Here is a 26,505-nt window from a genome sequence, read left to right on the forward strand (position 1 = left end):
ATCGCGGTGAAGAGTGTGTGCGCAGGGTAGCGCGCGGCTCAATGGCTGGGCAATCGGCGCGCTTGCAGGTGGTTGAGCAGGCGCGCGTGCAGGGTGTCGAGGTGCGGCAGCACCAGGCGGTGGCGCCGCGCCGCCGCGCAGGCATGGCCGAGCAGGTAGGCGATCTCGGTCCGTCGGCCTTGGGCGACGTCCTGGTGCATTGAGGAGTAGTTCGCCGCAGTGGCCTGGATCACTCGCAGCACGTCGTCGTGCAGGTCGCTCGCGGCACTCGGCTGGCCGCAGGTGTGCAGCAGTTCGCTCAGTTCGGCGCACAGCGTGGCGACTTCGGCCGGGTGTTCGGCGAGACCGCCGTTGCGGCAGTCATAGAGCACGGTCAGCGGGTTGATCGCACAGTTCAGCGCCAGCTTGCGCCACAGCCGGCTGAGGATATCCAGGCTCCAGTCATGCACGATGCCGCTGCGCTGGAGATCGTCCAGCCAGGCCGGAGCGCTGAGGTCGCGCGGGTCGCCGAGCCAGGTGTGGCCGTGGCCGGCGAAGACCACGCGAAAGTCGCCATCGCGGAAGGCGCCCTCGGTACTGCAGGCGAGGATGCAGCGCGCATGGGGCACGCGGGCGGCGACGCTGTCCTGGCTGCCCAGGCCGTTTTGCAGCAACAGCAGTTCGGCGTCGGCGGTCAGGCGCGGCGCCAGCTGGGCGACGGCGGCTTCGGCGTCATAGGCTTTGCACGCCACCAGCAGGCGCTGGATCGGCGTGGGGTCGGCGGCGGTTTGCGCCGGCAGGGGATACAGCCGAGCGTTGCCGCGTTCGACCAGGGTCAAGCCGCCGGCGCGTTGGTAGGCGGCGAGGCGCGTGCTGTCGCGCAGGATCAGTTGCACCGGCACGCCGGCGCGGGCCAGGCGTACGGCCCATAAGCTGCCGAGGCTGCCGGCGCCGAGGATATGCCACATGGCCGGCGGCGCTTAGCGTGGCAGCGGCAGGCGCATGGCGGCGACCCGACCACTGACATAGGATTCCGGCAGCAGCTTGGCCGCGTGCGCGATCAGGCTCTCCGGGTCGACAGGCAGGGCTTTGGCATCGAGACCGACCAGGCTGATGCCGGCCTTGAGGGTGATAAAGCCCTCGCTGGTCTTGAAGGCCTTGAGGTTGATGCCCTCGTGCAGGCGTTTGAAGCTGCTCGGCGAGCATTCGTGCAGGTCTTCGAGCAGGGTGATCAGGGCGAAGTGGTTGTCGTCCAGGCGCACCAGCACATCCAGCGGTCGCACCAATTGCTGTAGACGCCGCGCGACGCCATGCAGCAACTCGCTGTAGAAGCCGTTGCCGTATTGCTGGCGCAGCTCGCCGGCTTCTTGCAGGCCGATCAGCAGGTAACACAGGGCACCGCCGCGCGACTCGACCTGGCGCAGGCTGTCGAGCAGCTTCTGCCGCAGGTAGCGCGGGTTGCCCAGGCCGGTCAGCGAGTCGACCAGGTTGCGTTGCTCCAGGCTGGCGATGTTTTCTGTCAGCAGACGGTTTTCCTGGAGCAGGCGCTGCAAGGTGTTGCACAGGCGGTCGGCGGCGTACACCCGCGGCACCAGCTGTTCGTTCATCGCCGCCTTGCTGATGAAGTCGTCGACACCGCGGTCGAAGGCTTCGCTGAGGACGTTTTCGCCTTCCTTGCCGGTCAGCAGGATGACGTAGGTGTAATGGTCGGCCATTTCATCCAGCTGGCGAACCCGGCCGGTCAGTTCCAGGCCGTCCATTTCCGGCATCAGCCAATCGGCCAGGAGCACGCTGGCCGGGCGCTGTTCGAGCAATCTGATGGCTTCGGCGGCGCTGTTGGCGAAGCGCACGTCCTGGTAGCCAGCCTGGCTCAAGGCACGGCCGATCATGGCGCTGGAGAACTTGGCGTCGTCCACCACCAGGATGCTGAGATGGGGGTTGGGCATGGGCAGGCTCACTGGGAAGTCGCAGGGGCCCGGTACATCGCCGGGCAGTGTTTGTCGCTACGGATATATAATGGCCGAGTTTTTTAACCGTCAAGCCAGGCGCACCCCGTCCGTGATGTGGGTCGCGCCGTCTATCTGGAGGAAGCCCATGCCCTCGTTCGACGTGGTGTCCGAGCTGGACAAACACGAAGTTACCAATGCTGTCGACAACGCCATCAAAGAGCTGGAACGGCGTTACGACCTGCGCGGTAAAGGCAGCTTCGAGCTGAAAGAGCTGACAGTCAACCTGACGGCCGATGCGGATTTCCAGCTGGAGCAGATGGTCGAGATTCTCAAGCTCAGCCTGGTAAAGCGCAAGATCGATGTGCAGTGTCTGGAGTTCAAAGACGCCTATCCGTCGGGTAAAAGCGTCAAGCAGGAAGTGATTCTGCGCGAAGGCATCGAGAAAGAGCTGGCGAAGAAGATCGTCGCGCACATCAAAGACAGCAAGCTCAAGGTGCAGGCCGCCATTCAGGGCGAGCAGGTGCGCATTACCGGCAAGAAGCGCGATGACCTGCAAGAGGCGATTGCCGCCTTGCGCACCAAGGATTTCGGCATGCCGTTGCAGTACAACAACTTCCGCGATTGATTGAACCTGCGCGGCGCAGTGGCGTCGCAATAGGTTAGGTTAGCAAGTTGACCGCCATGGCCTGCCATGGCGGTTGCGTTTTACGCGCTGGCAAGGCGCGTACGTGTCAAATAATGTTGAAAAGGAGTGTCCGATGGAGATGAATGTCGAGCAACTGGTGAAGATGTCCGAGACCTGGCTGCCGGTGGTGTTGAACTACAGCGGCAAGCTGACTCTGGCCCTGTTTACCCTGCTGATCGGCTGGTGGCTGATTAACACGCTGAGCCATAAAGTCAGCGGTTTGTTGGATCAGCGCAACGTCGACCGTGCTCTGCACAGCTTTATCGGTAGCCTGGCGAGTATTGTGCTCAAGGTGCTGCTGCTGGTCAGCGTGGCCTCGATGATCGGTGTGGAAACCACCTCCTTTATCGCTGTGATCGGTGCCGCCGGCCTGGCGATCGGCCTGGCGTTGCAAGGCAGCCTGGCGAACTTCGCCGGCGGTGTGCTGATCATGCTGTTCCGCCCGTTCCGCGCCGGTGACTGGATCGAAGGGCAGGGCGTGTCGGGCAGCGTCGACAGCATCCAGATCTTCCATACCACCTTGAAAACCGCCGACAACAAAGTGGTGATCGTGCCCAACGGCAGCCTGTCCAACGGCAACATCACCAACTATTCCCGCGAGCCCAAACGCCGCGCCGATATCAACCTGGGCATCGACTACGCCAGCGACATCAAGACGGCGCGCGATGTGCTGATGAAGATCGCCGAGGACCCTCGCGTGCACAAAGACCCGGCGCCAGTGGTGTTCGTCACCGGCCTGGGCGACAACGCGGTCAACCTGTCGCTGCGCGTGTGGGTGGCGACCCCTGACTTCTGGCCGGTGACCTTCGAGTTCATCGAACTGGCCAAGGAGCGTTTGACCGAGGCCAGCATTGGTATTCCGTTCCCGCAGCGGGTGGTGCACCTGGTGCAATCCCAAGCCAGCTGAATCTGGCCGAGTAGGCAAAAGCCCCGCACTGGCGGGGCTTTTTTGTGGCTCGATGCGCTCCAGCCTCTTATGGCTTTAACCGCACAAGCCGAGCAGACTCAGAGGTTAAATCCGCACGCAGGCTGGGAAAGAGAGGCCTCGGCCGCTGCCACAATAGCCTGACGTCTTATGCACCACGTGATTGCGGCAGAGCCTTGTTCACGCCTGTTCGCTGGGCGCCGCCGGTGCGGAGCCATTGGCTTGCGGGCGTTCGCGCCGCCATTGCAGGGCGATCAGGATCAGCGTGGGAATTCCCAGCAGCGCGGTGGCGAGGAAGAACTGCGCATAGCCGAGCTTTTCCACCATCACCCCGGAGTAGCCACCGATCAGGCGCGGCAGCAGCAGCATGATCGAGCTGAGCAGAGCGTATTGGGTGGCGGAGAATTTCAGGTTGGTCAGGCTCGACAGGTAGGCGACAAACGCCGCCGTGGCCAGCCCGGCGCTGAAGTTGTCGGCGGAGATGGTGACGATCAGCATCTGCAAGTCGGCGCCCATGCCGGCGAGCATGAGGAACAGCAGGTTGGTCGCCGCCGAGGCCGCGCCGCCGATGAACAGGATCGGCAGAATACCGAAGCGCACGATCAGCAGGCCGCCAACGCCGGCACCGAGCAGGGTCATGACCAGACCGAACAGCTTGCTAACGCTGGCGATCTGGTCCTTGGTGAAGCCCTGGTCGATGTAGAACACGTTGGCCATCACGCCCATCACCGTGTCGGACATGCGGTAGGTGGCGATCAGCCCGAGCAGCAGCAGGGCCTGCCAGCGATAGCGCAGGATGAAGTCGTTGACCGGCGTCAGCACCGGCGCCAGGCCGCGTCGGCCCATGGAGGACAGGCACAGGCTGGTGAGGATGGTGTAGAGCAGGGCACGCAGGAAGGCGCGGTCTTCGAACAACAGGTCGAGCATGCTCGCTTCGCCGCGCACCACGCTGGCGAAATCGGTGTGGTAGAGCTGAGTGAACATCGCCGGCACCGAGACCAGGAGGACGATCAGCACCAGCACCGAGGCGATTTGATGGTTGAAGCCATAGCGCGCTGCCGCCATTTGGGTATGCAGTGGCACGGCCGGCTCGCGCATCCACAGGCTGGTCAGCAGGCCCGGCAGCATCAGCATGGCAAACAGCATATAGGTGCCGGCCCAGGCACCGTGTTGGTAGAGCTGCACGGTGGAGCCGAAACCCTCGGCAAAATACAGCGCGCCAGCGGTGGCCAGCAGCGCCGCGACCCGGTAGCCGGCCATGTAGCTGGCGGCCAGCGCGGCCTGGCGGGTGTCTTCGACGATTTCCAGGCGGTAGGCATCGACGGCGATATCCTGGGTGGCGGAGGCGAAGGCCACCAGCACCGCCAGGGAAATCAGCCAGGTCAGGTGGGTTTGTGGATCGCACAACGCCATGCCGGCGAGGCCGATGGCGATCAAGACTTGCGACAGCACCAGCCAGGAGCGGCGACGCCCCAGTTTGCCGAGCAATGGCAGGCGCCACTGGTCGAGCAGCGGCGACCAGACCCACTTGAAGGCATAGGCCAGGCCGATCAGGCTGGCGAAGCCAATGGTTTCGCGCGCCACGCCGGCTTCGCGCAGCCACACTGAGAGGGTAGAGAACACCAACATGTAGGGCAGGCCGGCGGCGAACCCGAGGAGCAACAGCACCAGCGTTGCGGGGCTGGAATAGGCGGCGATTGCATCGCGCCAGCTTTTACGGGGCATTGAGCGGGTATCTGCCTGCGGAGTACGAAACAAAGGGCGCACTCTAACCGCTGTGCTCCATCGGGCGCCAGCCATGCTGTCGGATATCCACCCGTTGGTTATGCATAAACACCCCTTCGGCGCGCAAGCGCGCCCGTTGCTCCTCGCCGGAGACGCTGCCGGCTGGCAGGCTCAGGCGTCCGCCGGCGGCGACCACCCGATGCCACGGCAGCGTCGTACCTGCCGGCAGCTGGCTGAGGGTGCGTCCGACCCAGCGCGCGGCGCGGCCCAGGCCCGCCAGTTCGGCCAATTGCCCATAGCTGACCACCTTGCCTGGCGGCACCTGGGCGAGCACCAGGTACAAGGCGTCGCGGCGCATGGCCTGGCTTGCTGCCGAGAGGGGCGAAGCGGCATGCTTGGCCGCTTCTTCCCGTCCCTTTTGTTGTCGACCGATCATGCTGCTACGCATCCTGCTGTTATCTGTTCTCGTGGGCGCACCCACCGCGTTGTGGGCGGACACCGTCTGGCTGGACAACGGCGATCGCCTGAGCGGCGACATCCTGTTGCTCGACGGCGGCAAGCTGGCGCTGAAAACCAAGTATGCCGGCCAGGTGCTGATCGACTGGAAGGATATCGACACCCTCAGCTCGGACAAACCCCTGTTGCTGCGTCGCCATGGCTTGGACAGCGAACACAGTAAACAGTTGGCCGCGGCGGGCAAGGGCATGGTACGGGTGCTCAACTCGACCAGCCAGACCGTGCCGCTGGCCAGCATCAGCCGCCTGGTGCCGCCGCGCCCGCTGCTGCAAGACCGTGTGTGGGAGGGCAACCTCGACGCCAAACTGGACATGGAACGAAATGAGGATAAGACCGACGAGTGGAAGCTCAAGGGCAATACCCGCGTCGAGCACGGCCGCTGGCGCCATGTGTTGACCGGCGAGCTGGAACGCGAGAGCAAGAATGACAACAAGGTCGACGACAACTGGCAACTGGAGTACGACCTCGACCGTTTTCTCACGGAGCACTGGTTTTGGCGAACCGGTGTCGAGCAGCAGGAAGACGAGTTCGAGCTGATCAAGCGCCAGCGCATCGTCGGCACCGGGCCCGGTTATCGTTTCTGGGACAACGAGCTGGGACGCTTCGACCTGATCGGTCAGTTCAATCGCGTGCGCTTCGAGGCGGCGGATACCGACCTGGCGTTCGACACCTTCTCCCTGGAGTGGGACTACAAGCGCTTGCTCTGGGGCACGCGTCTGGAGTTCTACAGCAACGCCGAGTTGCAGGTGCCCGAGATCGAGGCAATCGACTATGTGCTCGACAGTGAATTCGGCCTGCGTTACCGGTTGAACCACTGGGCGCGGTTGTCCTTGCTGTACGAGCTGGATCAAGTCCGTGGCCTCGGCGAGACCACCTCCGAACGGCATTATCTGATTGGTCTCGGGGTCGGTTGGTAGGACGGCACCGGTCGATTTTCTGGAACTTGGCGGGATTCTGTCGGTCATTGTTTGCTCAGCCGCTGGGCTAGCGGATAATGCCCAGCTTTTCGCGAATCAGAGCAGTCTTAGTCCGCCTATGTTTTCCAGAACCTTGCTGTGCCTGGCCCTTTCAGTGGCCACAACCTCGCTCATGGCCGATACCGTTTGGTTGAAGAACGGCGATCGCCTGACCGGCAAGATCAAATTTTTCGACGGTGGCAAGTTGCTGCTAGAGACCGATTACGGTGGCTCGATTCCGTTGGATTGGAAAAAGATTGCCACCCTGGAAAGCGACCAGGAGCTGCTGATCAAGGAGGACGCGATCACCGGCGAGCGCGCCAAGTCGCTGCAGGCGGCCGAATCGGGCAAGGTCACTCTGGCCAATGGCGATACACCGAAAACCATCGAGCTGGCCAGCATCGAGCAGATCATGAAGCCTAAGCCGCTGATCGAGGACCTGACCTGGAAGGGCAATATCGATGCGGCGCTGGACTACAAGCGTGCCGAGAACGATACCGACGACTATGACATCGACCTGAAAACCCAGGCGCGCCATGGTCTGTGGCGACACAACGCGGAAGCCGGCTACAACCGCGAGTTCCAGGACGACGTGGTGACCACCGATAACTGGAATGCCGAATACGCCCTCGACCGCTTCCTCGATGAACACTGGTTCTGGCAGGGGCGCCTCGAATACAAGCGCGACATGGTCGAGGACCTGGCCCGCCAGCGTATCGTCGGTACCGGCCCGGGTTACCAGTTCTGGGATAACGAGCTGGGTGCGTTCTCCGTGGCGGGCCTGGTCAACCGCGGTGACTATGAATTTGCCAATGGCGAGACAGAGAACTTCTACTCCCTGAGCATGAAGTGGGACTACAACCGTTACCTGGTCGGCAAGACCGTCGAGCTGTTCAGCAATGGCGAGGTCGGCAAGCCGCTGGCCAATGCCGCCGATTACACCTTGGATGCCGAGCTTGGCCTGCGTTACAAAGTCACCGACTGGGCCTCGTTGAATGTAAAAGCCGAGAAGGATCTGGTCAGCGGTTCGGAAGGCGAGCTGGACGAAACCCGCTACAGCCTGGGCTTTGGCGTCGGCTGGTAAATTTCTGCAGCCAACAAAAAGCCCCGCATCTGCGGGGCTTTTTGTATTCAGCATTTTAGATCTTGCGAGCTAGAGCCAGGCAAGTCGAAAACGACTGAGGGCGCGGCGTTTACGGGGTGTAAATGAGCAGCTCGAGGTCGTTTTCAACGCAGGATGGCCGACGCGCAGCAGATCGGTGCGGATTACAACCGTAGGCCGCCGTCCAGCTCCAGGATGCGACCGGTGTAGTAGTCGTTTTCCAGGATGTAGGCCACCGAGTGAGCGATCTCGGCGGGTTTGCCCATGCGCCGCAGCGGAATCCCCGAGGTCATCTTCTCCAGGGCTTCCGGTTTCATGGTCAGGGTCATCTCGGTTTCGATGAAACCCGGTGCCACGCCCGCGACGCGAATGCCATAACGCGCCAGTTCCTTGGCCCAGACCACGGTATCGGCCGCGACGCCGGCCTTGGCGGCGGAATAGTTGGCTTGGCCGATGTTGCCGGCACGCGAGATCGAGGAGATGTTGACGATTGCTCCTTCGTTCTTCAGCTCGATCATCTTCGCCGCCACTTCACGGGTGCAGAGGAATACGCCGGTCAGGTTGACGTCGATCACCGACTGCCACTGCGCCAGGCTCATTTTGCTCATCTCGCCGTCCTTGACCTTGATGGTCAGGCCGTCGCGCAGAATGCCGGCATTGTTTACCAGGCCGTTGATCGCGCCGAAGTCCTCGGCAACCTGGGCGACCATATGGGTCACCTGCTCTTCGTTGGCCACGTTGCACAGGTATGCGCGCGCCTCGACACCATGGGATTTGCAAGCGGCCACCGCGTCGTCGAGTTTTTCCTGATTCAGGTCGACCAGCGCCAGTTTGACGCCTTTGCCAGCCAGGTATTCACCCATGGCGCGGCCCAGGCCCTGACAGCCGCCGGTGATGATGATGACCTTGTCGTTGAGCTGCATGTTTTTCCCCTCAAGATGCTGCGTGATTAACCCCGCTGGCCCTGTAACCGCTATTCTAGGCGCCTGTCCGTTAGTGACGGATTCTTTGCGAGGAGTCATAAGGTGAGCGTGAAAGCCGGCAAGCATGCCCGAGAATTGCTGCTCAAGGAATACCGAGGGGTGCTCTCCACCCACTCGAAAGCCATGCCGGGCTTTCCTTTCGGATCAGTGGTGCCGTATTGCCTGGACGGCCAAGGCTGGCCGCTGATCTTGATCAGCCGTATCGCCCAGCACACCCATAATCTCAAGCAGGACGCCAAGTGTTCGCTGTTTGTCGGCGAACGGGGGGCCGAGGACGTGCAAGCGGTCGGCCGCTTGACCCTGCTCGCCGAAGCCCGCCAGTTGCATGATCCGGCGGCGATTGCTGCCGCCGCCGCGCGCTACTACCGCTTTTTCCCCGATTCGCAGAACTACCACCAGGCGCATGACTTCGATTTCTGGGTGCTGGCGCCGGTGCGTTGGCGTTATATCGGCGGTTTCGGGGCGATCCACTGGCTGGATCAGGTCGCGCTGGAAAACACCTTCGCCGGCGACAGCGAGCAGGGCATGATCGCGCACATGAATCAGGACCACGCCAGTGCGATTGCCCATTACGTTGCGCTGGCGGGCCTGCCGAAGCATGTCCCCGCCGAGCTGGTTGGCATCGACAGCGAAGGTTTCCACCTGCGCATCGGTCAAGGCCTTTACTGGCTGGCGTTTCCAACATCCTGTAACAGTCCGGGCGCGGTGCGTCAGGCCTTGGTGCAGCTGGCGCACGCAGCAACCTGGCCGACCGATGGTCCGGCTTCAGCTTGAATTAAGCGCAAACCCCCATACTTCTCATTAACTGGAAGCTGTTCTTCCGCGAAGGAACCCTTGATGCGTGCTTTTCTGTTGTTATTTCTGCTGTTTCCGATCATCGAACTGGCGCTGTTGATTCAGGTCGGCAGCATGATCGGCGTTTTGCCGACCCTGTTGCTGGTGATCGGTACCGCGGTGCTTGGCAGCGTTCTGCTGCGTGTCGCCGGTGTTGCCACGGCGTGGCGTGCGCGCGAGAAATTGGCGCGCGGCGAACTGCCCGAGCAGGAAATGCTCGAAGGCTTGCTGATTGCCGTTGGTGGCGGTTTGCTGCTGCTGCCGGGATTTATCAGCGATATCTTCGGGGTGCTGTGCCTGATCCCGTTCACCCGTCGCATGCTGGTGAATAAGGTGCGCCTGCGCGCCGCCGAACAAGCTATGCGTCAGCGCGCTTTTGCCGATGACCTGGCCGCGCGTACCGGGCAACACCGTCCGAGTGCGGCCCGACCGAATGTGTTGGAAGGCGAGTACGAGCGCCGCGATTAATCTGAAAGGCGCGCAGCGCCGCCACCTCTTCTATGACCGTCTCCCGCCGGGAGACGCTGGCGCGAAGCGCTGGATGAGGGCGCGGGTATGCCGCGAAGGCTTGCATGATTCATCCGTTGCGCCGCTCGCTAAAGCCCATGCCGATAGTTGCTGCGAGTCGCTCTGACGCGTAAAAAAAATCATCGATTACCCTTGAAATACCCTGGCGCGCCCTTATGTAGCGGTCACCGCAAGGTTTTCTGTCGGTTTCGGCAGAACAGACTTCCGCGTTGTGCCTCGTGCAACGCAACCGGCACTGCCGGGCTTTGCTAACCCGCCGGTCAACGTGCCGGCCGCTGTAAACCACCTAATTGGGAGAGATCGACAATGAAGCTTCGTCCTCTGCATGACCGCGTCGTAATTCGTCGCAGCGAAGAAGAGACCAAAACCGCAGGCGGCATCGTGCTGCCAGGTTCCGCTGCCGAGAAGCCGAACCAGGGCGAAATCGTCGCTGTTGGCACCGGTCGCGTGCTGGACAACGGCGAAGTGCGCCCACTGGCCGTTAAAGTCGGCGACAAAGTGGTGTTTGGCCCTTACTCCGGCAGCAACACCGTCAAAGTCGACGGCGAAGACCTGCTGGTGATGGGCGAGAGCGAAATCCTGGCCGTTGTCGAAGCCTGATTTCCGCCTGCACACCGCACTGCGTTCTACCCAAACGAATTTGAGGAATCATCATCATGGCTGCTAAAGAAGTTAAATTCGGCGACTCCGCCCGTAAGAAAATGCTCGCCGGTGTCAACGTCCTGGCTGACGCGGTTAAAGCGACCCTCGGCCCGAAAGGCCGTAACGTGATCATCGAGAAGAGCTTCGGCGCTCCGACCATCACCAAGGACGGCGTTTCCGTTGCCAAAGAAATCGAGCTGAAAGATCGCTTCGAGAACATGGGTGCGCAGCTGGTTAAAGACGTTGCTTCGCGTGCCAACGATGACGCTGGCGACGGCACCACCACCGCCACCGTTCTGGCTCAAGCCATCGTCAACGAAGGCCTGAAAGCCGTCGCTGCCGGCATGAATCCGATGGACCTCAAGCGCGGTATCGACAAGGCGACCATCGCCATCGTTGCTGAGCTGAAGAAGCTGTCCAAGCCTTGCGCTGACACTAAAGCCATCGCTCAGGTGGGTTCGATCTCCGCTAACTCCGACAGCTCCATCGGCGAAATCATTGCCGAAGCCATGGAAAAAGTCGGTAAAGAAGGCGTGATCACCGTTGAAGAAGGCTCGGGCCTGGAAAACGAACTGTCGGTTGTTGAAGGCATGCAGTTCGACCGTGGCTACCTGTCGCCGTACTTCATCAACAAGCCGGACACCATGGTCGCCGAACTCGACGGCCCGCTGATCCTGCTGGTCGACAAGAAAATCTCCAACATCCGCGAAATGCTGCCGGTGCTGGAAGCCGTTGCCAAAGCCGGTCGTCCGCTGCTGATCGTTGCCGAAGACGTTGAGGGCGAAGCCCTGGCTACCCTGGTCGTCAACAACATGCGTGGCATCGTCAAAGTCGCAGCCGTCAAGGCACCGGGCTTCGGTGATCGTCGCAAGGCCATGCTGCAGGACATCGCCGTTCTGACTGGCGGTACCGTCATCTCCGAAGAGATCGGTCTGAGCCTGGAAAGCGCCACCCTGGAGCACCTGGGTAACGCCAAGCGTGTGATCCTGAGCAAAGAGAACACCACCATCATCGACGGTGCTGGCGTTCAGGCTGATATCGAAGCCCGCGTTGCGCAGATCCGCAAGCAGGTTGAAGACACCTCGTCCGACTACGACAAAGAGAAGCTGCAAGAGCGTCTGGCCAAGCTGGCTGGCGGTGTTGCGGTGATCAAAGTCGGTGCCGGCACCGAAGTTGAAATGAAAGAGAAGAAAGCCCGCGTTGACGACGCCCTGCACGCGACCCGCGCAGCCGTTGAAGAAGGCGTGGTACCTGGCGGTGGCGTAGCACTGGTGCGCGCTCTGCAGGCCATCAGCGAGCTGAAAGGCGACAACGCCGATCAGGACGTGGGTATCGCGTTGCTGCGTCGTGCTGTCGAAGCACCGCTGCGTCAGATCGTTTCCAACGCTGGCGGCGAGCCAAGCGTAGTGGTCGACAAGGTCAAGCAGGGTTCGGGCAACTACGGCTTCAACGCCGCAACCGACACCTACGGCGACATGATCGAGATGGGTATTCTCGATCCGGCCAAGGTCACCCGTTCGGCGCTGCAAGCAGCTGCGTCCATTGGCAGCCTGATGATCACCACCGAAGCGATGATCGCCGAAGTGGTTGAAGAGAAGGGCGGCGCCGGCATGCCTGATATGGGCGGCATGGGCGGTATGGGTGGCATGGGCGGCATGATGTAAGCCAGCCGGCACCCTGAGTTGCACCGAAAACCCCGCGCTTGTCGCGGGGTTTTCGTTTTTCTGGGTGAATCAAAAGCTCAGGCGGGTGCTGCTGGAAAAGCCGGTATGCCAATTGCTTAGGTTTAACTGCGCTATCGGATTGGTGCGCGTCAGTTGGCTAGGGTGCTGTCTGCACCGCTCGGCTTCTTCGGCTTTATCTCACTGGGATGTGCTCTGGCATGCGGTTATCCGCGTGACGGTGAATTTTTTTGCGACTGTTTTTGCGCTTGCCTGGCCGTTGGTCTGTTACTGCGTGGTACGGCAGGCCGGCAACAACAGTGGGCAGTAAGGTGACTGGCGAGTGTTACTGGTGCGTTGCGGAACCATTGCGGCCGGCGTTGCTCCAACGCTGCTGGTGTGAATGAGCCGCCCCGGCAAGCCTGGGTATGTAGGCGGTTACCGTTCGTCGTGTAAGGCGTCGTGCGGGTAATCAGTGATCTAGGGTTAGCAAACAGCGTTTGGCAGCGCTATCAAGAGGTTGCAGTGATGAAGTTAGAAATCGCACGAGGTTTGTTTTTCGTTGCTGCGCTTGGCGTGGCCTCGATCGCGGCCGCCGCCTGGCAAGAGTCGAGCCCTGAAGTGCTGACCCAAAACGGTTTGGGCTACTGCCCGTTACCGCCGCAGGCCCGCGTGGTCGAGCAGTTGCGGCCGGACCAAGACTTGCTGTTGTTTATGTTCGGCCTGTCCCAGGGCATGCGTTCCCAGGGTTGAAAAAGCACAGCTAAAAATCAGGCCCAAAGGAAAGCCCCGCAATTGCGGGGCTTTCTGCTTTCTAGCGCTCAGCGGAGTGACCGATCAGCCTGCGCCGACCGACTGCGCTAGCGGTTTTGCATCGGGCTGGGCCAGTAGGCTGTACACGCAGGGCAGCACGAACAGGGTGAACAGCGTGCCGACCGACATGCCGGTGGCGATCACCAGGCCGATGTCGAAGCGGCTCACCGCACCAGCGCCGCTGGCGAGGATCAGCGGCACCATGCCGAAGACCATCGCCGCGGTGGTCATCAACACCGGACGCAGGCGAATCGCCGCCGCTTCCTCGACCGCTTCGCGGCGCGACAGGCCTTTGTCGCGGCGCAGTTGGTTGGCGAACTCGACGATCAGGATGCCGTGTTTGGTGATCAGGCCGATCAGCGTCACCAAGCCCACCTGGGTGTAGATGTTCATGCTGGAGAAGCCGAGGAACAGCGGGATCAGCGCGCCACAGATCGACAGCGGCACGGTGACCAGGATCACCAGCGGATCGCGGAAGCTCTCGAACTGCGCCGCCAGCACCAGGAAGATCAAGGCCAGGGCCAGGCCGAAGGTCACGTACAGCGCGCTGCCTTCCTGCACGTACTGGCGCGAGGCACCGGCATAGTCAAAGGCGAAACCGGCGGGGGCTTCCTCCTCGGCGATCTGTTGTACCGCCTCGATTGCCTCGCCCATGCTGACGATCGGGAAGCCCTGAATGATCGCCGAGTTGAGCTGCTGGAACTGGTTCAGCTGGGTTGGTCGGGCACGGTCGCTGACGCTGATCAGGGTCGACAACGGCAGCATCGCGCCGCTCTCGCTCTTCACGTAGTAGCTGCCGAGCCAGCCCGGATTGTCGCGGTAGGCGCGCTCGACCTGGGCGATCACCTTGTAGCTGCGCCCGTCGATGGTGAAGCGATTGATCTCGCCTTCGCCGAGCAGGCTGGCCAGGGTCAGGCCGAGATCCTGCATCGACACGCCCATCTGCGCGGCTTTCTCGCGGTCGATCTCGACCACCACTTCCGGTTTGTCGAACGCCAGGTCGACATCGAGGAAGGCGAACTTGCCAGACTGCTCGGCGCGTTGCTTGATCTTCTCGGTGACCTGTAACAGCGACTCGTAATCGTTCGGCGTGTTGATCACGAACTGGAACGGCAGGCCGCTGCCGGTGCCGGGCAAGGAGGGCAGGTTGAAGCCGAAGATTTGCAAACCGGGGATTTGCGCCAGGCGCCCTTGCACCTCGGGGAGAATCTCCATCTGGGTGCGTTCGCGGTCGTCCCAGGGCGTCAGCAGGAAGCCGCCGATGCCCGACTGCACGCCGTTGAAGCCATTGATCTGGAACGACGAGTAGTACTCGGGGAATTCCTTGAAGATCGCCACGAACTCGTCGGTGTACCTGTTCAGGTACTCCAGGTTGGTTGGCTGCGGCGCATTGGCGATCATAAAGATGATGCCCTGGTCCTCTTCCGGCGCCAGCTCGCTTTTGGTGAAGCTGAGCAGCACCGGAATCAGGCACATGACGATCATGGCGAACACCACCACCACCGGCCGGGTGTTCAGGGTGCCATGCAAGGTGCGCTGATAACTGCGTTTCAGGCGCTCGAAGATCTGGTCGAGCTTGTGCGCCAAACCCGAGGGATTTTCCTCGTGGCGCAGCAGCTTGGCGCACATCATCGGCGACAGCGTCAGGGCGACGATGCCGGAGATGATCACCGCGCCCGCCAGGGTCAGGGCGAACTCCTTGAACAGTGCCCCGGTGAGGCCTTCGAGGAAGCCGATGGGCGCGTACACCGCCGCCAGGGTGACGGTCATCGACACCACCGGCACGGCGATCTCCCGCGCGCCTTCGATGGCTGCGTCGAACGGCGTCTTGCCGTCCTCGATATGCCGGTGGATGTTCTCCACCACGACGATGGCGTCGTCCACCACCAGGCCGATGGCCAAGACCATGGCCAGCAGGGTCAGCAGGTTGATCGAGTAGCCCATCAGTTGCATGAAGAACAGCACGCCGATCATCGACAGCGGGATGGTGATCACCGGGATCAGCACCGAGCGGAACGCACCGAGGAACAGGAACACCACGACGATGACGATCAGCACCGCTTCGCCGAGGGTCTTCACCACTTCGTCGATCGAGGCCTGGATAAACAGGGTGGCGTCGTAGGCGATGGAGACTTTCAGGTTCGGCGGCAACTGGGCCTCCAGCTCCGGCATGATCTTGCGTACTTCCTTGATCACGTCCAGCGGGTTGGCGCTCGGCGTGCCCTTGATGCCGATATACACCGACGGCGTGCCGTCGAACGAGCTGATCGAGTCGTAGTTTTCCGCGCCCATCTCCACTCGCGCCACATCGCGCAGCAGCACACGGCTGTCGCCCACGGTCTTCAGCGGAATGGCGGCGAAGGCCTCGGCGGACTTCAGATCGGTCTCGGCATTGATGCTGGTGACCACGTACTCGCCCTTCACCTCACCGGCGGCGGCGAGGAAGTTGTACTCGCGCACCGCGTCGTTGACGTCGCTGGCGGTGACGCTGTAGGCGGCCATCTTCACCGGGTCGAGCCACAGGCGCATGGCGAACACCTGGTTGCCGAGGATTTCCGCCTCGGCCATGCCGGGCAGCGTCGCCAGCTTGGGCTGGATCACCCGTGACAGGTAATCGGTGATCTGCGGGTTGGAGAGTTCATCGCTGTAGAAACTGATGTACATCAACGCCGAGGCGTCGGCCGCCTCCTTGCTCAGTACCGGGTCTTCGGCATCCTGTGGCAGCTGGTTCTTCACCTCGTTGGCCTTGGCCAGCAGTTCGGTGAACAAACGGTCGCTATCGGCGCCGATGCGCGCGTAGATCGAGATGATCGACACGTTTTGCCGGCTCACCGAGGTCATGTAGTCGATGCCCTCGGCGCTGGCCAGGCTCTGTTGCAGCGGCTGGGTGATGTAGCCCTGAATGGTCTCGGCGTTGGCCCCGGGGTAGGCGGTGGTCACCGTGATCAGGGCGTTCTCCATCTGCGGGTACTGGCGGATGGTCAGTTTGCTGAACGCCTGCAAGCCGAGCAGGATAATCAGCAGGCTGACCACCGTCGCCAGTACCGGGCGACGGATAAACGGATCGGTAAAAGCCATGAGTCAGTTCCTTTACGCCGGCGTCGCTTATTGCGCGACGCCGGGCTGGCTGTTTGCGGCGTTGGCCGGGTCGGCGGCGATGGCGACATGGGCGCCGTTATCCAGCTTGAGCTGGCCGGCGGTGACCACCTGCTCGCCAGCCGCCAGGCCCTTGTGGATCACCACCTGGCCTTCGCGGCGCTCGCCGGTTTCGACGAAGCGTCGCTCGACCATCAACTCGGCCTGGCCTTTGGCGTCTTTGACCACCTGGCCGTCGTCGCCTTGCTTCTCGCCGACCACGTACACCGAGTTGCCGTAGAGGGTGTAGGTGATCGCGGTTTCCGGCACCACCACCACGGTCTGCTCGCCTGGCAGCAACACTTCCAGGTTGGCGAACATGCCCGGCAGCAACTTGTGGTCCGGGTTATCCAGCATCGCGCGCACCTGCACGTTGCGCGTGGTGTCTTCGACCTTGGGGTTGATCGCGGCGATGGCGCCTTCGAACACTTCGCCGGGATACGCCGCGACGCTGAAGCGCACGCGTTCGCCGATGGCCAGTTTGGGCACGGCTTGCTCCGGCAGGAAGAAGTCGACGAACAGCCTGGACAGGTCCTGCAAGGTCGCGATGGTGGTGCCGGAGGACAGGTAGTCGCCGACATCGACCTGGCGGATGCCGATGGTGCCGGCGAACGGTGCGAGGATGCGCTTTTTCCCCAGCAGGGCTTTGAGTTGGGCGACGCTGGCGTTGGCCTTTTGCAGTTCGGCGGACAGGCGGTCGAACTCGCTCTTGGAAATGTTCGAACGGCTGACCAGGCTGCGGCCCCGCTCGAACTCGACGCGCGCCAGGCCCAGTTCGGCCTCGGCGGTGGCCAGGCTGGCCTGTTCGACGGCGCTGTCCATCTGGATCAGCGGCTGCTTGAGGCTGATTTTCTCGCCGGAGAGAAACAGTACGTCGCTTACGGTGCCGCCGACTTCCACGGTCAGGTCGACACCCTGAAAGGCCTTCAGCGTGCCGATGGCCGGCAGGCGGCTCTGCCATGGGCGCTCGATAGCCTGCGCCGCGGCCACGCTGATGGCGGGCTGCGGTACCGAGAACTGCTGCACCTGTTGATAAATCGACAAGCCTTTGTAGGCGGCGAGGGCGAGCACCACGAGGGCGACGACGCCCAGCATGATGAGCATGCGGCGGAGCAACATATTCCGGTTCCTTGGCAAGGCAAATGGGGCCTGGGAATAGGCAAGACGGGCACATTAGTACCCCTGTGGAGGCAAGTCAAAGAGGCGGATTTGCAAAAGATTGCGAGGGCGGATTTACGCAACGAAGTGTCCGATAAATCACCGAAATTGCCCGTAGATGCTGGCAATTTGCCCGCTTTATCGGTGCCACTTACCGGCTCGGCTCGGCTCGGCTCGGCTCGGCGAAGCGCTGACGCCGCTGCTTGGGTGGCGCAGCGGCGTCATGGCAATCAGGCGCTGAGGCGTTGGGTGACCTCGCTGAGCTGGCCGGACAAGGCATGCAGGTTTTGGCTGGCGGCTTCGGTGCGTTGCACGTTTTCCTGGTTGGTGGTGGCGATGGCGGTGATCTCGGTGAGGTTGCGCGAAATGTCCTCGGCCACCGAGGTCTGCTCTTCGGCGGCGGTGGCGATCTGCCGGTTCATGTCGCGGATCGCTTCGATGGCGGTAGTGATGCGTTGCAGCATGGCGCCGGCAGCGGTGACCTGTTCGACGCCTTCTTCGCTGCGGCTCTGCCCGCTCTCGATGGCGCGCACGGCATTCACTGCGCCGGTTTGCACGGTGTCGATGATCTGGTGGATTTCCGCGGTGGATTCGGCGGTGCGCTGGGCCAGGGTGCGCACCTCGTCGGCGACCACCGCGAAACCGCGCCCGGCGTCGCCGGCACGCGCGGCCTCGATGGCGGCATTCAGCGCCAGCAGGTTGGTCTGTTCGGCGATGCCGCGAATCACTTCGAGGACCTTGCCGATGCGCCCGCTGTCGCTTTCCAGGCGGCGGATGACGGCGGCGGTGTTGGCGATCTCGCCGCGCATGCCGGTGATGGTGTGGATGGTCGATTGCATGACCTGCTCGCCCTGTTGCGCCGAGCGGTCCGCGTCGTCTGCCGCGTGCGCGGCTTCGGCCGCATGGCGCGCGACTTCCTGGGCAGTGGCGGACATTTCGTGCATGGCCGTGGCGACCTGATCGGTACGCTGGAATTGCTCGCGGGTGCCTTGGGCCATCAGCGTGGCGATGGCGTTGAGTTCGCCGCTGGCGTTGTCCAGGTCGGCGGTGCTGCGTTGCAGGCGGCTGAAGGTGTCGGCGAGGAAGTCACGCAGGGTGTTGGCGGCCACGGCCAGACGGCCGAGTTCGTCGCGGCGGCTGGTGTCGACGCGCTGGCCGAAGTTGCCGCGGCTGAGTTGGGCGATGTGCTCGATCAACTCGCGGATCGGGTTGATCAGGCTGCGGTTGACCAGCCACAGGCTGAACAAGCCGATCAGCAGGCTGGACACCAGCATCACCGCCAAGCCGAGCTGGACCGTCTGGCTGGCGGCAGCGCTGATGGCCACGGACTGCTCCTGGCCACGCTGGCTGAGTTGCTTGACCAGGGTGGTCATCTGTTCGCTGGCGGCGCGGTCGATGCCTTTGACCGCGGCATCGCCGGCAGTCGGCTCGGCACCTGCGGCGAGAAAGGCGTCACGGCCCTTGCGGTAAGCGCTGCCCATGGTCTGGTGTTCACGGCGCAGGCGTTCGACCTGGGTTTTCAGGTCGGCGTCTTGTTGCTGCTCGGCAAGCTGCGCGAGTAGGGCCTGCACCTTGCTCTCCTGGGCCTGGAACTGCGCCCAGTATTTCTCCAGGTCGGCGGGGTTCTTGCCGCGCAACAGGACGTTTTTCCACTCCTGTACCTGCACCTTGAATTCGAGGTTGGCGCTGTCCACCAGGCGCGAGGCCTGTAGCGTGCCGTCGACCAGGCCACGGTAAGACTGGATGCCATTGGAGAGAAAGCTGAAGCACGCCAGGGCGATCAGCAGGATCAGCAGCAGGCTGCCGCCGAGCAGGGTGAGAATTTGTGCGCGCAGGGAACGCTGCAAGGACATGGTCGACGCCTCGAAAGAACGGGTGGAAGGGTTGCCGAGCCGTCCAGGGTAATGCGCTGAGATGACGTCCATGTGGCGCTGTGGCGCGACGGCTGGCAGAAGTATAGGTCGGTCTGGCGCCGCCGCTCTTGAGCGGCGGCGTGTGTTGGCGCGTCTACGCCAGGCGCAGGTGGTTGTCCCACAGCCCGGCGGGCAGTTGCAGCGGGCGGGTGGCGATCTGCGCGCTGCGACAGTCATACAGACGGCAGCGCCCCTGGCCCGAGCTGACCACGAAGCCCTCGGCGACCGCGCCGACACCGGCGCAGTCGGGCAGCGGCGCGTCGAGACGCAGCGCGGCGCTGTCCAGATCCCAGATGAATACCCGGTTACCGCGTGGCGCGGTCAACGCCAGCAGGCGCAGTTCGCTATGGATCGCCACGCTGGCGGTGTATTGATTCATCGCCAGGCGCTGCGCTTCGCCCAGTGGGAACGCCTGGAACGCCTGCCCCGGTCGTTTGATCGCCAGCAGCGGCGCGGCATCGCTGGCTTCGCCCATGTACTGCTGGCCGCTGACCACGGTGCCATCGCTGGCGACCGCCAGGTGGCGCACGCTGTTCATCCGTTCGGGCAACTGCTCCTTGCTGTGCAGCGTGCCGTCGCGGCCGAGCAGCACCAGGCTGGCCTCCATGGCGTCGAGGTTCATTTCCACGCGGCTGTCGGCTTCGGTACGGATGCCGCCATTGGCGATTACCAGGGTGTCGCCGTCGGGCATCCACAGCAACTGGTGCGGGCCGACGCCATGGCTGGACAGCTCACCGTTGCGCTGCAGGCGCCGGTTTTCCGGGCGCTGACCGGCGAGACGGTAGACGCCGATCACCCCGCGACCGGGGTCGCTGGTGTCGTTCTCGGTGGCGTACAGCCACTCGCCATTGCGGTGGAACACCGCATGGCCGTAGAAATGCCGGTGCGCTGGTGTGTGCAGGGTGTGCAGCAGACGGCCGTCGCGGGTGTCGATCAGGTAGCTCTGGGTGCTCGGCCGGCGACCGACGAACAGCGCCAGCGGCAGGCTCGGGTGCGGCACCACGTCATGACAACGCTCGTTGACCGCGGTGGCGAACACCTGGCTGCCATCCAGGCGGTAGCCCACGGCGTAATGCCGACCGGCGGCATCGTTGCGCGCCGACAGCAGCAGCGGTTGTGCGTCGTTGTGCATCAACGTCCAGCCGCCAAGAGTGCCGGCGGCCGCTGCCGTGGCGGCCAGCGCCGCGCCGGTGAGGCCGAGGAAGGCCCTGCGGTTGATCTGCATGGTTCAGTCGCCGTCGTGGGCGTTGAAGCCCAGTTGAATGCCCAGGGTTTTCGCCAGTTCGGCTTCATGCAGACGATGCAAGGCGTTGAGGCTGTCGTACAGCGCGTTCAGCTCTTCGCGGCCGGCGGCATCGCCGAGCAGTTCGCCCAGCGGACGCTCCAGTGCGGCCAGGCGCTGACGGGTGTCGCTGTAGGCGGCGTCGAGGCGTTGCTTGAGGTCGGTTTGGTCGCTGCCGAGCAGGGCCTGCACGCCATCCTGTTCGGCGCCATGCCAGATGCGCTCGGCGCTGGCCAGGCTGGCGGCGAGGTTGGCCAGGCTGGCCTTGCTGCGCCAGGCTTCGGCCTGGTACGGCTGCGGTTGACCTTTGCTCTGGCGGCCGAGCGGGGTGCCGAGTTTTTTCTTCAGGCCGTCGATGGCGCTGACCTGGGTGCGCAGCAGCTCGGCCACCGCTTCGGCGGGTTCGGCGTAACGCGCATTGGGGAAGCTCTGCAGCTGTGCGGCCATGCCGTCCTTGGCCTGCCACTGGGTCAATACGTCGGCGGCGAGGACTTGCTGGTGCTGGCCGATGGCGCTGAGCAGCGGGCAGTAGCGGGCTTTTTGCGTGGCGTCGTTAAGGTCGATGGCCGGGTCGAACAGCAGGTATTCGTAGGCGGTCAGGCCTTGCACCACCACGCTGGATTTATCCAGGTCGGCGGGGGTCAACGCCGGTTTGCTCTTGATCAGCGCCTCCACCTGGCGCGCCACCAGGTTCTTCTTGTCCGGCCAGAACTGCACTTGCCAGGCGCGGTTGCCTTCGGCCAGCGGGCCGAGCAGCAAGGGCTGCAAGCCCGCCCAGGCACTTTGCGCCGCGAGGAACGCCTGGCGCGCCTCGCTCAGATCCTGGGTGCCGGCACAGAAGGCCTGGCCGCTGCCGGCCAGTTGCCGGTCGGCCTCGGCCCAGGTGCTGTAAGCCGGCAGCAACACGCCATCGGCCAACGCGGCGCTGACCTGCTGCTGCGGGTCGGTCGGGGTGCAGGCGCTGAGCGCCAGGCCCAGCAGGGCGAGGGTGAACGACGAGCGGATCATGGGTGGCTCCTTACAGCGAGTTCAAAAAGGCCAACAGCGCGGCGCGCTCGTCGGCGGTGAAGGTCAGCACCTGTTGTTTTGCCTGCTCGGCTTCGCCGCCGTGCCAGACGATGGCTTCCAGCAGGTTGCGCGCGCGGCCGTCATGCAGGAACTGGGTATGCCCGTTGACCGTCTCGGTCAGGCCGATGCCCCACAGCGCCGGCGTGCGCCATTCGCGGCCATTGGCGAGGAACTCGGCGCGGTTGTCCGCCAGCCCTGGGCCCATGTCGTGCAGCAACAGGTCGGTATAGGGGCGAATCGTCTGGTTGGCCAGCTCCGGTTCGGCGGCGTCGCTGGCGGTGGTGAATTGCGGGGTGTGGCAGCCCTGGCAGCCGGCTTGATGGAACAGGCTCTTGCCGGCCAGCACCTGAGCGTCGTCGACCTGGCGCCGCGCCGGCACCGCCAGGTTGCGGCTGTAGAACAGCACGCTGGCGAGAATCGTGTCGCTGACTTCCGGCTCGCCGCCATGCGGCGCGGCCCGGCAGTCGCTTTGCGCCAGCGTGCACTGGTCGTGCGGCAGCAGGCGGCTGGTCAAGCCCATGTCGTTGGCGAAGGCGTGGGCGTTCTGCTGGTTGAGCGTCGGTTGCCCGGCTTTCCAGCCGAAGCGACCGAGTGCGGTCTGTTGCCGGGCATCGTCCCAGACCCGGTTGGCGCGCCCGGAAATACCATCGCCATCGGCATCTTGCGGGTCGGCATTGGCCAGGATTGCCGCCTCGGGAATCGCTTCGAGCAGGCCCAGGCCAATCATCGGCGGCGCGATACGCGCGGAGAATTGCGTGTGCGGGTGCAGCGCGCCGTAGCCGAGCTGACTGATCTGCAAGCTCGGGTGGCGCAGCTCGACCGTGCTGCCATCGGCAAACGCCACGGTTTGCGTGGTGTAGCTGACCCGCACCTTGCCCTCGGGGGCGACGCCGGGGTTGGCCATGTCTTGCAGCTGCGCGCCATAGCTGGGCTCGGGGACGACGCCCAGGCGCTTGAGCACCTCGGCGTGTTCGGCGCCGGCGGGCAGCGACAGACGTACCAGCATCGAGGCGGCACTGACCGCGTCCGGCCCAGGCGGGTGGCCGCGACCATCCTTGATGTGGCAGTTCTGGCAGGCGTTGGTGTTGAACAGGGGGCCGAGGCCGTCGCGGGCGGTGGTGGTCGCGGGGGCGATCACCCAGGGGTTGCGGAAAAAGCTGTTGCCGACGCTGAAATCCAGGCGCCGGCTCGGCGCGAGGTTGGCCGAGGGCAGGGAGAAGGCGTTGTGGTCGCGCTTGAACACCGTGGTGCTGCCGGCGGAAAGCGCCTCGCCAGGTTCGGCGGCGGTGAAGCGCGGCGCCTGGTCACAGGCGACCAGGCCGAGCATCAGGCACACGGCCGGCAACGGCCGTAGACGACGGAACAGCACAAGCATCGACAAAGATCCGCAAGAGACATCAGGGCGGCAATCTTAGCAGGCTAACTTAATTTAAATAAGACGGATTTGCGTTAGCGGGCTGTTGAAAAACTGCTGTAGTCACATGGCAGGCAGAAAAAAGCCGATGCGATCTTGCGATCGCATCGGCTTTTGCCCAGCGTTTCCTTAGAACTGGTGGTCAGCGGTATCCGGATTCAGATCGCTGATGCCCAGCTTACCGGCCGCCTGCTCGATCGCACCGGTCTGCTTGACCAGCGCGGCGATGGCGTCACGCACGATCTGCTGGCCTTCGGCGTTGTCGGCGGCGATCAGCTGATCGAAGTGCTTGCCATTGTTAGCGCTGGCGACCAGAGCCTGCAGCTTGCCTTCAGTGGCTTCGAGGTCGGCTTTCAGGGTGTTGTCCGCTGCGGCGTCGGCCTTGGCGACCAGGGAGGACAGGCTCGGGCCGGTCAGGGTGGTGCCGTCGACTTTCTGGTACTCGCCCAGGTAAACGTTACGAATACCTTTGCCGTTGTAGAAGTGCGAGTTGTGGGTGTTGTCGCTGAAGCAGTCGTGCTCGTCTTCGGTGGAGTTGGCTTCCAGCGCGACCTTCATGCGCTCGCCGGCCAGTTCGCCGAGGGACAGGCTGCCCATGCCGAAGAGCATCTTGCGCAGGCCGTTTTCGGCCGACTCGGCTTCAAGCGTAGCGCGGTAGTTGTCGGCATTGCCGGCCTGCCACTGCACAACCATGGCATCGAGGTCGCTGACCAGCAGGTCGGTAGCCGCCTTGATGAACGCGCGACGGCGCTCGTTGTTGCCACCGGTAGCGCCTTCACCGACCACGAAGTCGCTGGCCGGACGCTCGCCGGCACCTGGGCCGCTGCCGTTGAGGTCCTGGCCCCAGAGCAGGAATTCGATGGCATGGTAGCCGGTGGCGACGTTGGCTTCGGAGCCGCCCAGTTCATTCAGGCTGGCCAGCAGTTCCGGGGTGATGGTGGTGACATCGAGCTGGTCTTCGCCGACCTGCAGCGCGGTGTTGGCGATGATATTGGCGCTGGCGCCTGGGTTGCCCAGCGCGTGCTGGTAGTCGCTGGCGACGTAGTCGATCAGGCCTTCGTCCAGCGGCCAGGCGTTCAGTTGGCCTTCCCAGTCGTCGACCACGGCGTTGCCGAAACGGAATACTTCCGTCTGCATGTACGGCACGCGTGCGGCCAGCCAGGCTTCGCGGGCGGCTTTCAGGGTGTCGTCATTCGGGGTGGTGAGCAGGGCGTCGATGGCGCTTTGCAGGGCTTTGCCGGTGCTGGCGGCATCGCTGAACACGGCCAGGGCCAGGTCGGCGTAATGCGCGACTACCGCTTTGGCGGCGGCTTCGTCGATCTGCTTGGACGCTGCGACTGGTGCGCTGGCGCTGGTGGCGGCAGGCGCCGCGGCTTGGCTGGCAGGCGCCTTGTCTTCGCCGCAACCGGCGAGGGAAATAGCAATGGCCAGCAGGCTGGCTGAAGCCAGGGGCATACGAATCATGACGAAGTCCTTTGCGTGGGAAGTGAGAGACGTACGCGGCTGCGCACGAAAAACTGCAACATAATGCGAAAGATTTGCATTTTGCGCAAAGGGTCGTTGTACCTAAATCGCATAAATCTCGTGCGCGGGGTCTCCGTGCCGCGCAGGCGATGCCGCTAGAATGCCAGCACACATCTGCCTGCCGCCGTTATGGTCCGTCGTTATGGAGAAAACCGCATGAGCCTCACCAGCGTCGCCGTTCTCGTGATTCTGATTCTGCTCGCCGCCTACGCGGTGAGCCTCTACAACGGCCTGGTGCGCTTGAAGCACGGGGTGAGCAAGGCCTGGGCGAATATCGATGTGCTGCTCAAGCAGCGCCACGAGGAGCTGCCCAAGCTGGTGGAAACCTGCAAACAGTACATGCAGCACGAGCGCACCACGCTGGAGCGGGTGATCGCGGCGCGCCAGGCGGTGTCCAGCGCCCGCGAGAAGGGCGACATCGGCGCCCTTGGGCAGGCGGAAAGCGGCCTGCGCGCGGGCCTTAGCCAGCTGTTCGCGTTGGCCGAGAACTACCCGGAGCTGAAGGCCAACGACAGTTTCCAGCACTTGCAACAGCGCATCAGTGGTCTGGAGCACGGTATCGCCGACCGCCGCGAGCTGTATAACGAGGCGGTCAACCTGAACAACGTGCGCATCGAGCAGTTTCCCGATGTGCTGATCGCCCGCGCGTTCGGCTTCCAGGCGGCCGAGTTGCTGGAGTTCAGCGAGGCGGAAAAGGCCGACGTCGACCTCAACGCGCTGTTCAGCTGAGCCGTGGTGCTTGAAGGGCAGTTGCTCAGTCTGGCGTTCAGTGTTGGCGCCACGGCCGGTGGTGCCTGGTGGTGCCTGCGCCGCTTGGTGCAGGCGCGGCATTTGCTGGATACGCCGACCTCGAAAATCCGCTCGGCGGCGCAGGGCTATGCCGAGTTCTACGGCGTGCTGCATGAGCAGGCGGATAGCGCGGTGGTCGGCCCGCTAACGGGCAAACCGTGTCTGTGGTGGCGGTTCAAGATCGAGGAGTACCAGTGCAGTGGCAAAAATCGCACCTGGCGCGTCGTCGAAAGTGGTAGTAGCGAGGCCTGGCTGCTGCTGGATGACAGCACCGGCCGCTGCCTGATCGACCCGCGTGGGGCGCACGTACGGCCGGCGACCCGTGAGGTGTGGAAAGGCAACCTGCGCCACCCGCGTGGGCCGGCCAAAAGTGGCTTATTGGCCTGGCTGGGCAGTGGCAAGAGTTACCGTTACAGCGAGGAGCGCTTGCACGCCGGGCAGCCGCTGTACGCCATCGGCGATTTTTGCAGCAGCGGCGGCGGGCGCCAGGGCCTCGACAGCCGTGCGGCGCAGAACACGGTGATTCGCGAATGGAAAGGCGATTTTAGCGGCCTGTTGCAGCGCTTCGACAGCGACAGCAACGGTCAGCTCGACGAGCTGGAATGGAACCGTGTGCGCCTGGCCGCGCAGTTGGAGGCCGAAGATCGCCACCGCCAGCAGAGCCAGCAACCGGCGCAGCACCAGTTGCGTAAACCGCGCGAGGCGCAGCCGTTCATTTTGTCGTGCGCGGGCGAAGATGAATTGGCGCGGCAGTTCTACTGGCAAGCCGCTGGCGGTGCGTTGGCCTGCCTGTTGGGCGCCCTGGCCACAGCCTGGTTGCTCGGGGTGACGGCGGTGTAATGAAGGCTCTGTACCCGTTAACTGTTGATGAAGCCCGCCGTCACGTGGGAGCGGATTTAGCCGCGAAAGATCTTCAGTTTTCAA

Annotated in this window: 22 protein-coding genes and 1 pseudogene; 11 read left to right on the top strand and 12 right to left on the bottom strand. The window is 63.4% G+C overall.

What is annotated here, in order from left to right:
• Positions 1-38: 38 nt before the first annotated feature.
• A complete protein-coding gene (locus B3M58_RS22350; RefSeq protein WP_296222596.1) occupies positions 39-947 on the bottom strand; it encodes a putative 2-dehydropantoate 2-reductase in 909 nt (302 codons plus the stop codon).
• 12 nt (positions 948-959) lie between these two features.
• A pseudogene (locus B3M58_RS22355) lies at positions 960-1,979 on the bottom strand (response regulator); the annotation flags it as partial.
• A 94-nt stretch (positions 1,980-2,073) separates the two neighbouring features.
• Here B3M58_RS22355 and B3M58_RS22360 point away from each other — a divergent pair.
• Positions 2,074-2,553, top strand: coding sequence for a YajQ family cyclic di-GMP-binding protein (locus tag B3M58_RS22360; RefSeq protein WP_296222600.1), 480 nt, complete (start codon positions 2,074-2,076; stop codon positions 2,551-2,553).
• Positions 2,554-2,686: 133 nt separating this feature from the next.
• Positions 2,687-3,520, top strand: coding sequence for a mechanosensitive ion channel family protein (locus B3M58_RS22365; protein ID WP_296222602.1), 834 nt, complete (start codon positions 2,687-2,689; stop codon positions 3,518-3,520).
• A 198-nt stretch (positions 3,521-3,718) separates the two neighbouring features.
• On the opposite strand, the gene B3M58_RS22370 is transcribed toward B3M58_RS22365, so the two are convergent.
• On the bottom strand, positions 3,719-5,263 hold the full coding sequence (locus B3M58_RS22370; RefSeq protein ID WP_296222603.1) for an AmpG family muropeptide MFS transporter: 1,545 nt from the start codon (positions 5,261-5,263) through the stop codon (positions 3,719-3,721).
• Between the two features lie 43 nt (positions 5,264-5,306).
• Complete coding sequence (locus tag B3M58_RS22375) at positions 5,307-5,621, bottom strand: MGMT family protein (RefSeq protein ID WP_296222633.1); 315 nt, start codon at positions 5,619-5,621, stop codon at positions 5,307-5,309.
• A gap of 76 nt (positions 5,622-5,697) precedes the next feature.
• Here B3M58_RS22375 and B3M58_RS22380 point away from each other — a divergent pair, with 76 nt between their 5' ends.
• Positions 5,698-6,696 carry a DUF481 domain-containing protein gene (locus tag B3M58_RS22380; RefSeq protein WP_296222604.1) on the top strand — a complete coding sequence of 333 codons (999 nt, stop codon included), beginning with the start codon at positions 5,698-5,700 and terminating at the stop codon, positions 6,694-6,696.
• Between the two features lie 118 nt (positions 6,697-6,814).
• Positions 6,815-7,819: a DUF481 domain-containing protein gene (locus tag B3M58_RS22385; protein ID WP_296222606.1), complete on the top strand. Its 1,005-nt coding sequence runs from the start codon at positions 6,815-6,817 to the stop codon at positions 7,817-7,819.
• A gap of 182 nt (positions 7,820-8,001) precedes the next feature.
• Here B3M58_RS22385 and B3M58_RS22390 read toward each other — a convergent pair whose 3' ends face one another.
• Positions 8,002-8,760 (bottom strand): SDR family oxidoreductase, encoded by a 759-nt coding sequence (locus B3M58_RS22390; RefSeq protein WP_296222608.1) that lies wholly within the window; start codon positions 8,758-8,760, stop codon positions 8,002-8,004.
• A 102-nt stretch (positions 8,761-8,862) separates the two neighbouring features.
• Between B3M58_RS22390 and B3M58_RS22395 the strand changes: the two genes are divergently transcribed.
• The 5 genes from B3M58_RS22395 (at position 8,863) to B3M58_RS22415 (ending at position 13,238) form a co-directional block, all read left to right on the top strand.
• Positions 8,863-9,594 carry a HugZ family protein gene (locus B3M58_RS22395; RefSeq protein WP_296222610.1) on the top strand — a complete coding sequence of 244 codons (732 nt, stop codon included), beginning with the start codon at positions 8,863-8,865 and terminating at the stop codon, positions 9,592-9,594.
• 63 nt (positions 9,595-9,657) lie between these two features.
• The gene (locus B3M58_RS22400; RefSeq protein ID WP_296222612.1) at positions 9,658-10,122 is read left to right on the top strand and encodes an FxsA family protein; all 465 of its coding nucleotides are present in this window, start codon (positions 9,658-9,660) and stop codon (positions 10,120-10,122) included.
• Positions 10,123-10,488: 366 nt separating this feature from the next.
• A complete protein-coding gene (locus B3M58_RS22405; RefSeq protein WP_296222613.1) occupies positions 10,489-10,782 on the top strand; it encodes a co-chaperone GroES in 294 nt (97 codons plus the stop codon).
• A gap of 56 nt (positions 10,783-10,838) precedes the next feature.
• Positions 10,839-12,488 (top strand): chaperonin GroEL, encoded by a 1,650-nt coding sequence (gene groL / locus B3M58_RS22410; RefSeq protein WP_296222615.1) that lies wholly within the window; start codon positions 10,839-10,841, stop codon positions 12,486-12,488.
• A gap of 525 nt (positions 12,489-13,013) precedes the next feature.
• Positions 13,014-13,238, top strand: coding sequence for a hypothetical protein (locus tag B3M58_RS22415; protein ID WP_296222616.1), 225 nt, complete (start codon positions 13,014-13,016; stop codon positions 13,236-13,238).
• An 84-nt stretch (positions 13,239-13,322) separates the two neighbouring features.
• Here B3M58_RS22415 and B3M58_RS22420 read toward each other — a convergent pair whose 3' ends face one another.
• The 7 genes from B3M58_RS22420 to B3M58_RS22450 all read right to left on the bottom strand — a co-directional run bounded on the left by B3M58_RS22420 (position 13,323) and on the right by B3M58_RS22450 (position 24,732).
• A complete protein-coding gene (locus tag B3M58_RS22420; RefSeq protein ID WP_296222617.1) occupies positions 13,323-16,376 on the bottom strand; it encodes a multidrug efflux RND transporter permease subunit in 3,054 nt (1,017 codons plus the stop codon).
• Positions 16,377-16,403: 27 nt separating this feature from the next.
• The gene (locus B3M58_RS22425) at positions 16,404-17,552 is read right to left on the bottom strand and encodes an efflux RND transporter periplasmic adaptor subunit (RefSeq protein ID WP_296222618.1); all 1,149 of its coding nucleotides are present in this window, start codon (positions 17,550-17,552) and stop codon (positions 16,404-16,406) included.
• A 269-nt stretch (positions 17,553-17,821) separates the two neighbouring features.
• Positions 17,822-19,444, bottom strand: a complete 1,623-nt coding sequence (locus tag B3M58_RS22430) for a methyl-accepting chemotaxis protein (RefSeq protein WP_296222619.1) — start codon at positions 19,442-19,444, stop codon at positions 17,822-17,824.
• A gap of 154 nt (positions 19,445-19,598) precedes the next feature.
• On the bottom strand, positions 19,599-20,723 hold the full coding sequence (locus B3M58_RS22435; protein WP_296222634.1) for a DUF1513 domain-containing protein: 1,125 nt from the start codon (positions 20,721-20,723) through the stop codon (positions 19,599-19,601).
• 9 nt (positions 20,724-20,732) lie between these two features.
• Positions 20,733-21,794 carry an imelysin family protein gene (locus tag B3M58_RS22440; protein ID WP_296222620.1) on the bottom strand — a complete coding sequence of 354 codons (1,062 nt, stop codon included), beginning with the start codon at positions 21,792-21,794 and terminating at the stop codon, positions 20,733-20,735.
• A gap of 10 nt (positions 21,795-21,804) precedes the next feature.
• Positions 21,805-23,181: a di-heme oxidoredictase family protein gene (locus tag B3M58_RS22445; protein WP_296222637.1), complete on the bottom strand. Its 1,377-nt coding sequence runs from the start codon at positions 23,179-23,181 to the stop codon at positions 21,805-21,807.
• Between the two features lie 216 nt (positions 23,182-23,397).
• Positions 23,398-24,732: an imelysin family protein gene (locus B3M58_RS22450; protein WP_296222621.1), complete on the bottom strand. Its 1,335-nt coding sequence runs from the start codon at positions 24,730-24,732 to the stop codon at positions 23,398-23,400.
• A 216-nt stretch (positions 24,733-24,948) separates the two neighbouring features.
• On the opposite strand from B3M58_RS22450, the gene B3M58_RS22455 reads away from it, so the two are divergent.
• Positions 24,949-25,521: a LemA family protein gene (locus B3M58_RS22455; protein ID WP_296222622.1), complete on the top strand. Its 573-nt coding sequence runs from the start codon at positions 24,949-24,951 to the stop codon at positions 25,519-25,521.
• Between the two features lie 6 nt (positions 25,522-25,527).
• A complete protein-coding gene (locus B3M58_RS22460) occupies positions 25,528-26,421 on the top strand; it encodes a GIDE domain-containing protein (RefSeq protein ID WP_296222623.1) in 894 nt (297 codons plus the stop codon).
• Positions 26,422-26,505: the final 84 nt, after the last annotated feature.

Source organism: Pseudomonas sp. UBA2684 (assembly GCA_002354655.1).
Lineage (GTDB): Bacteria > Pseudomonadota > Gammaproteobacteria > Pseudomonadales > Pseudomonadaceae > Aquipseudomonas.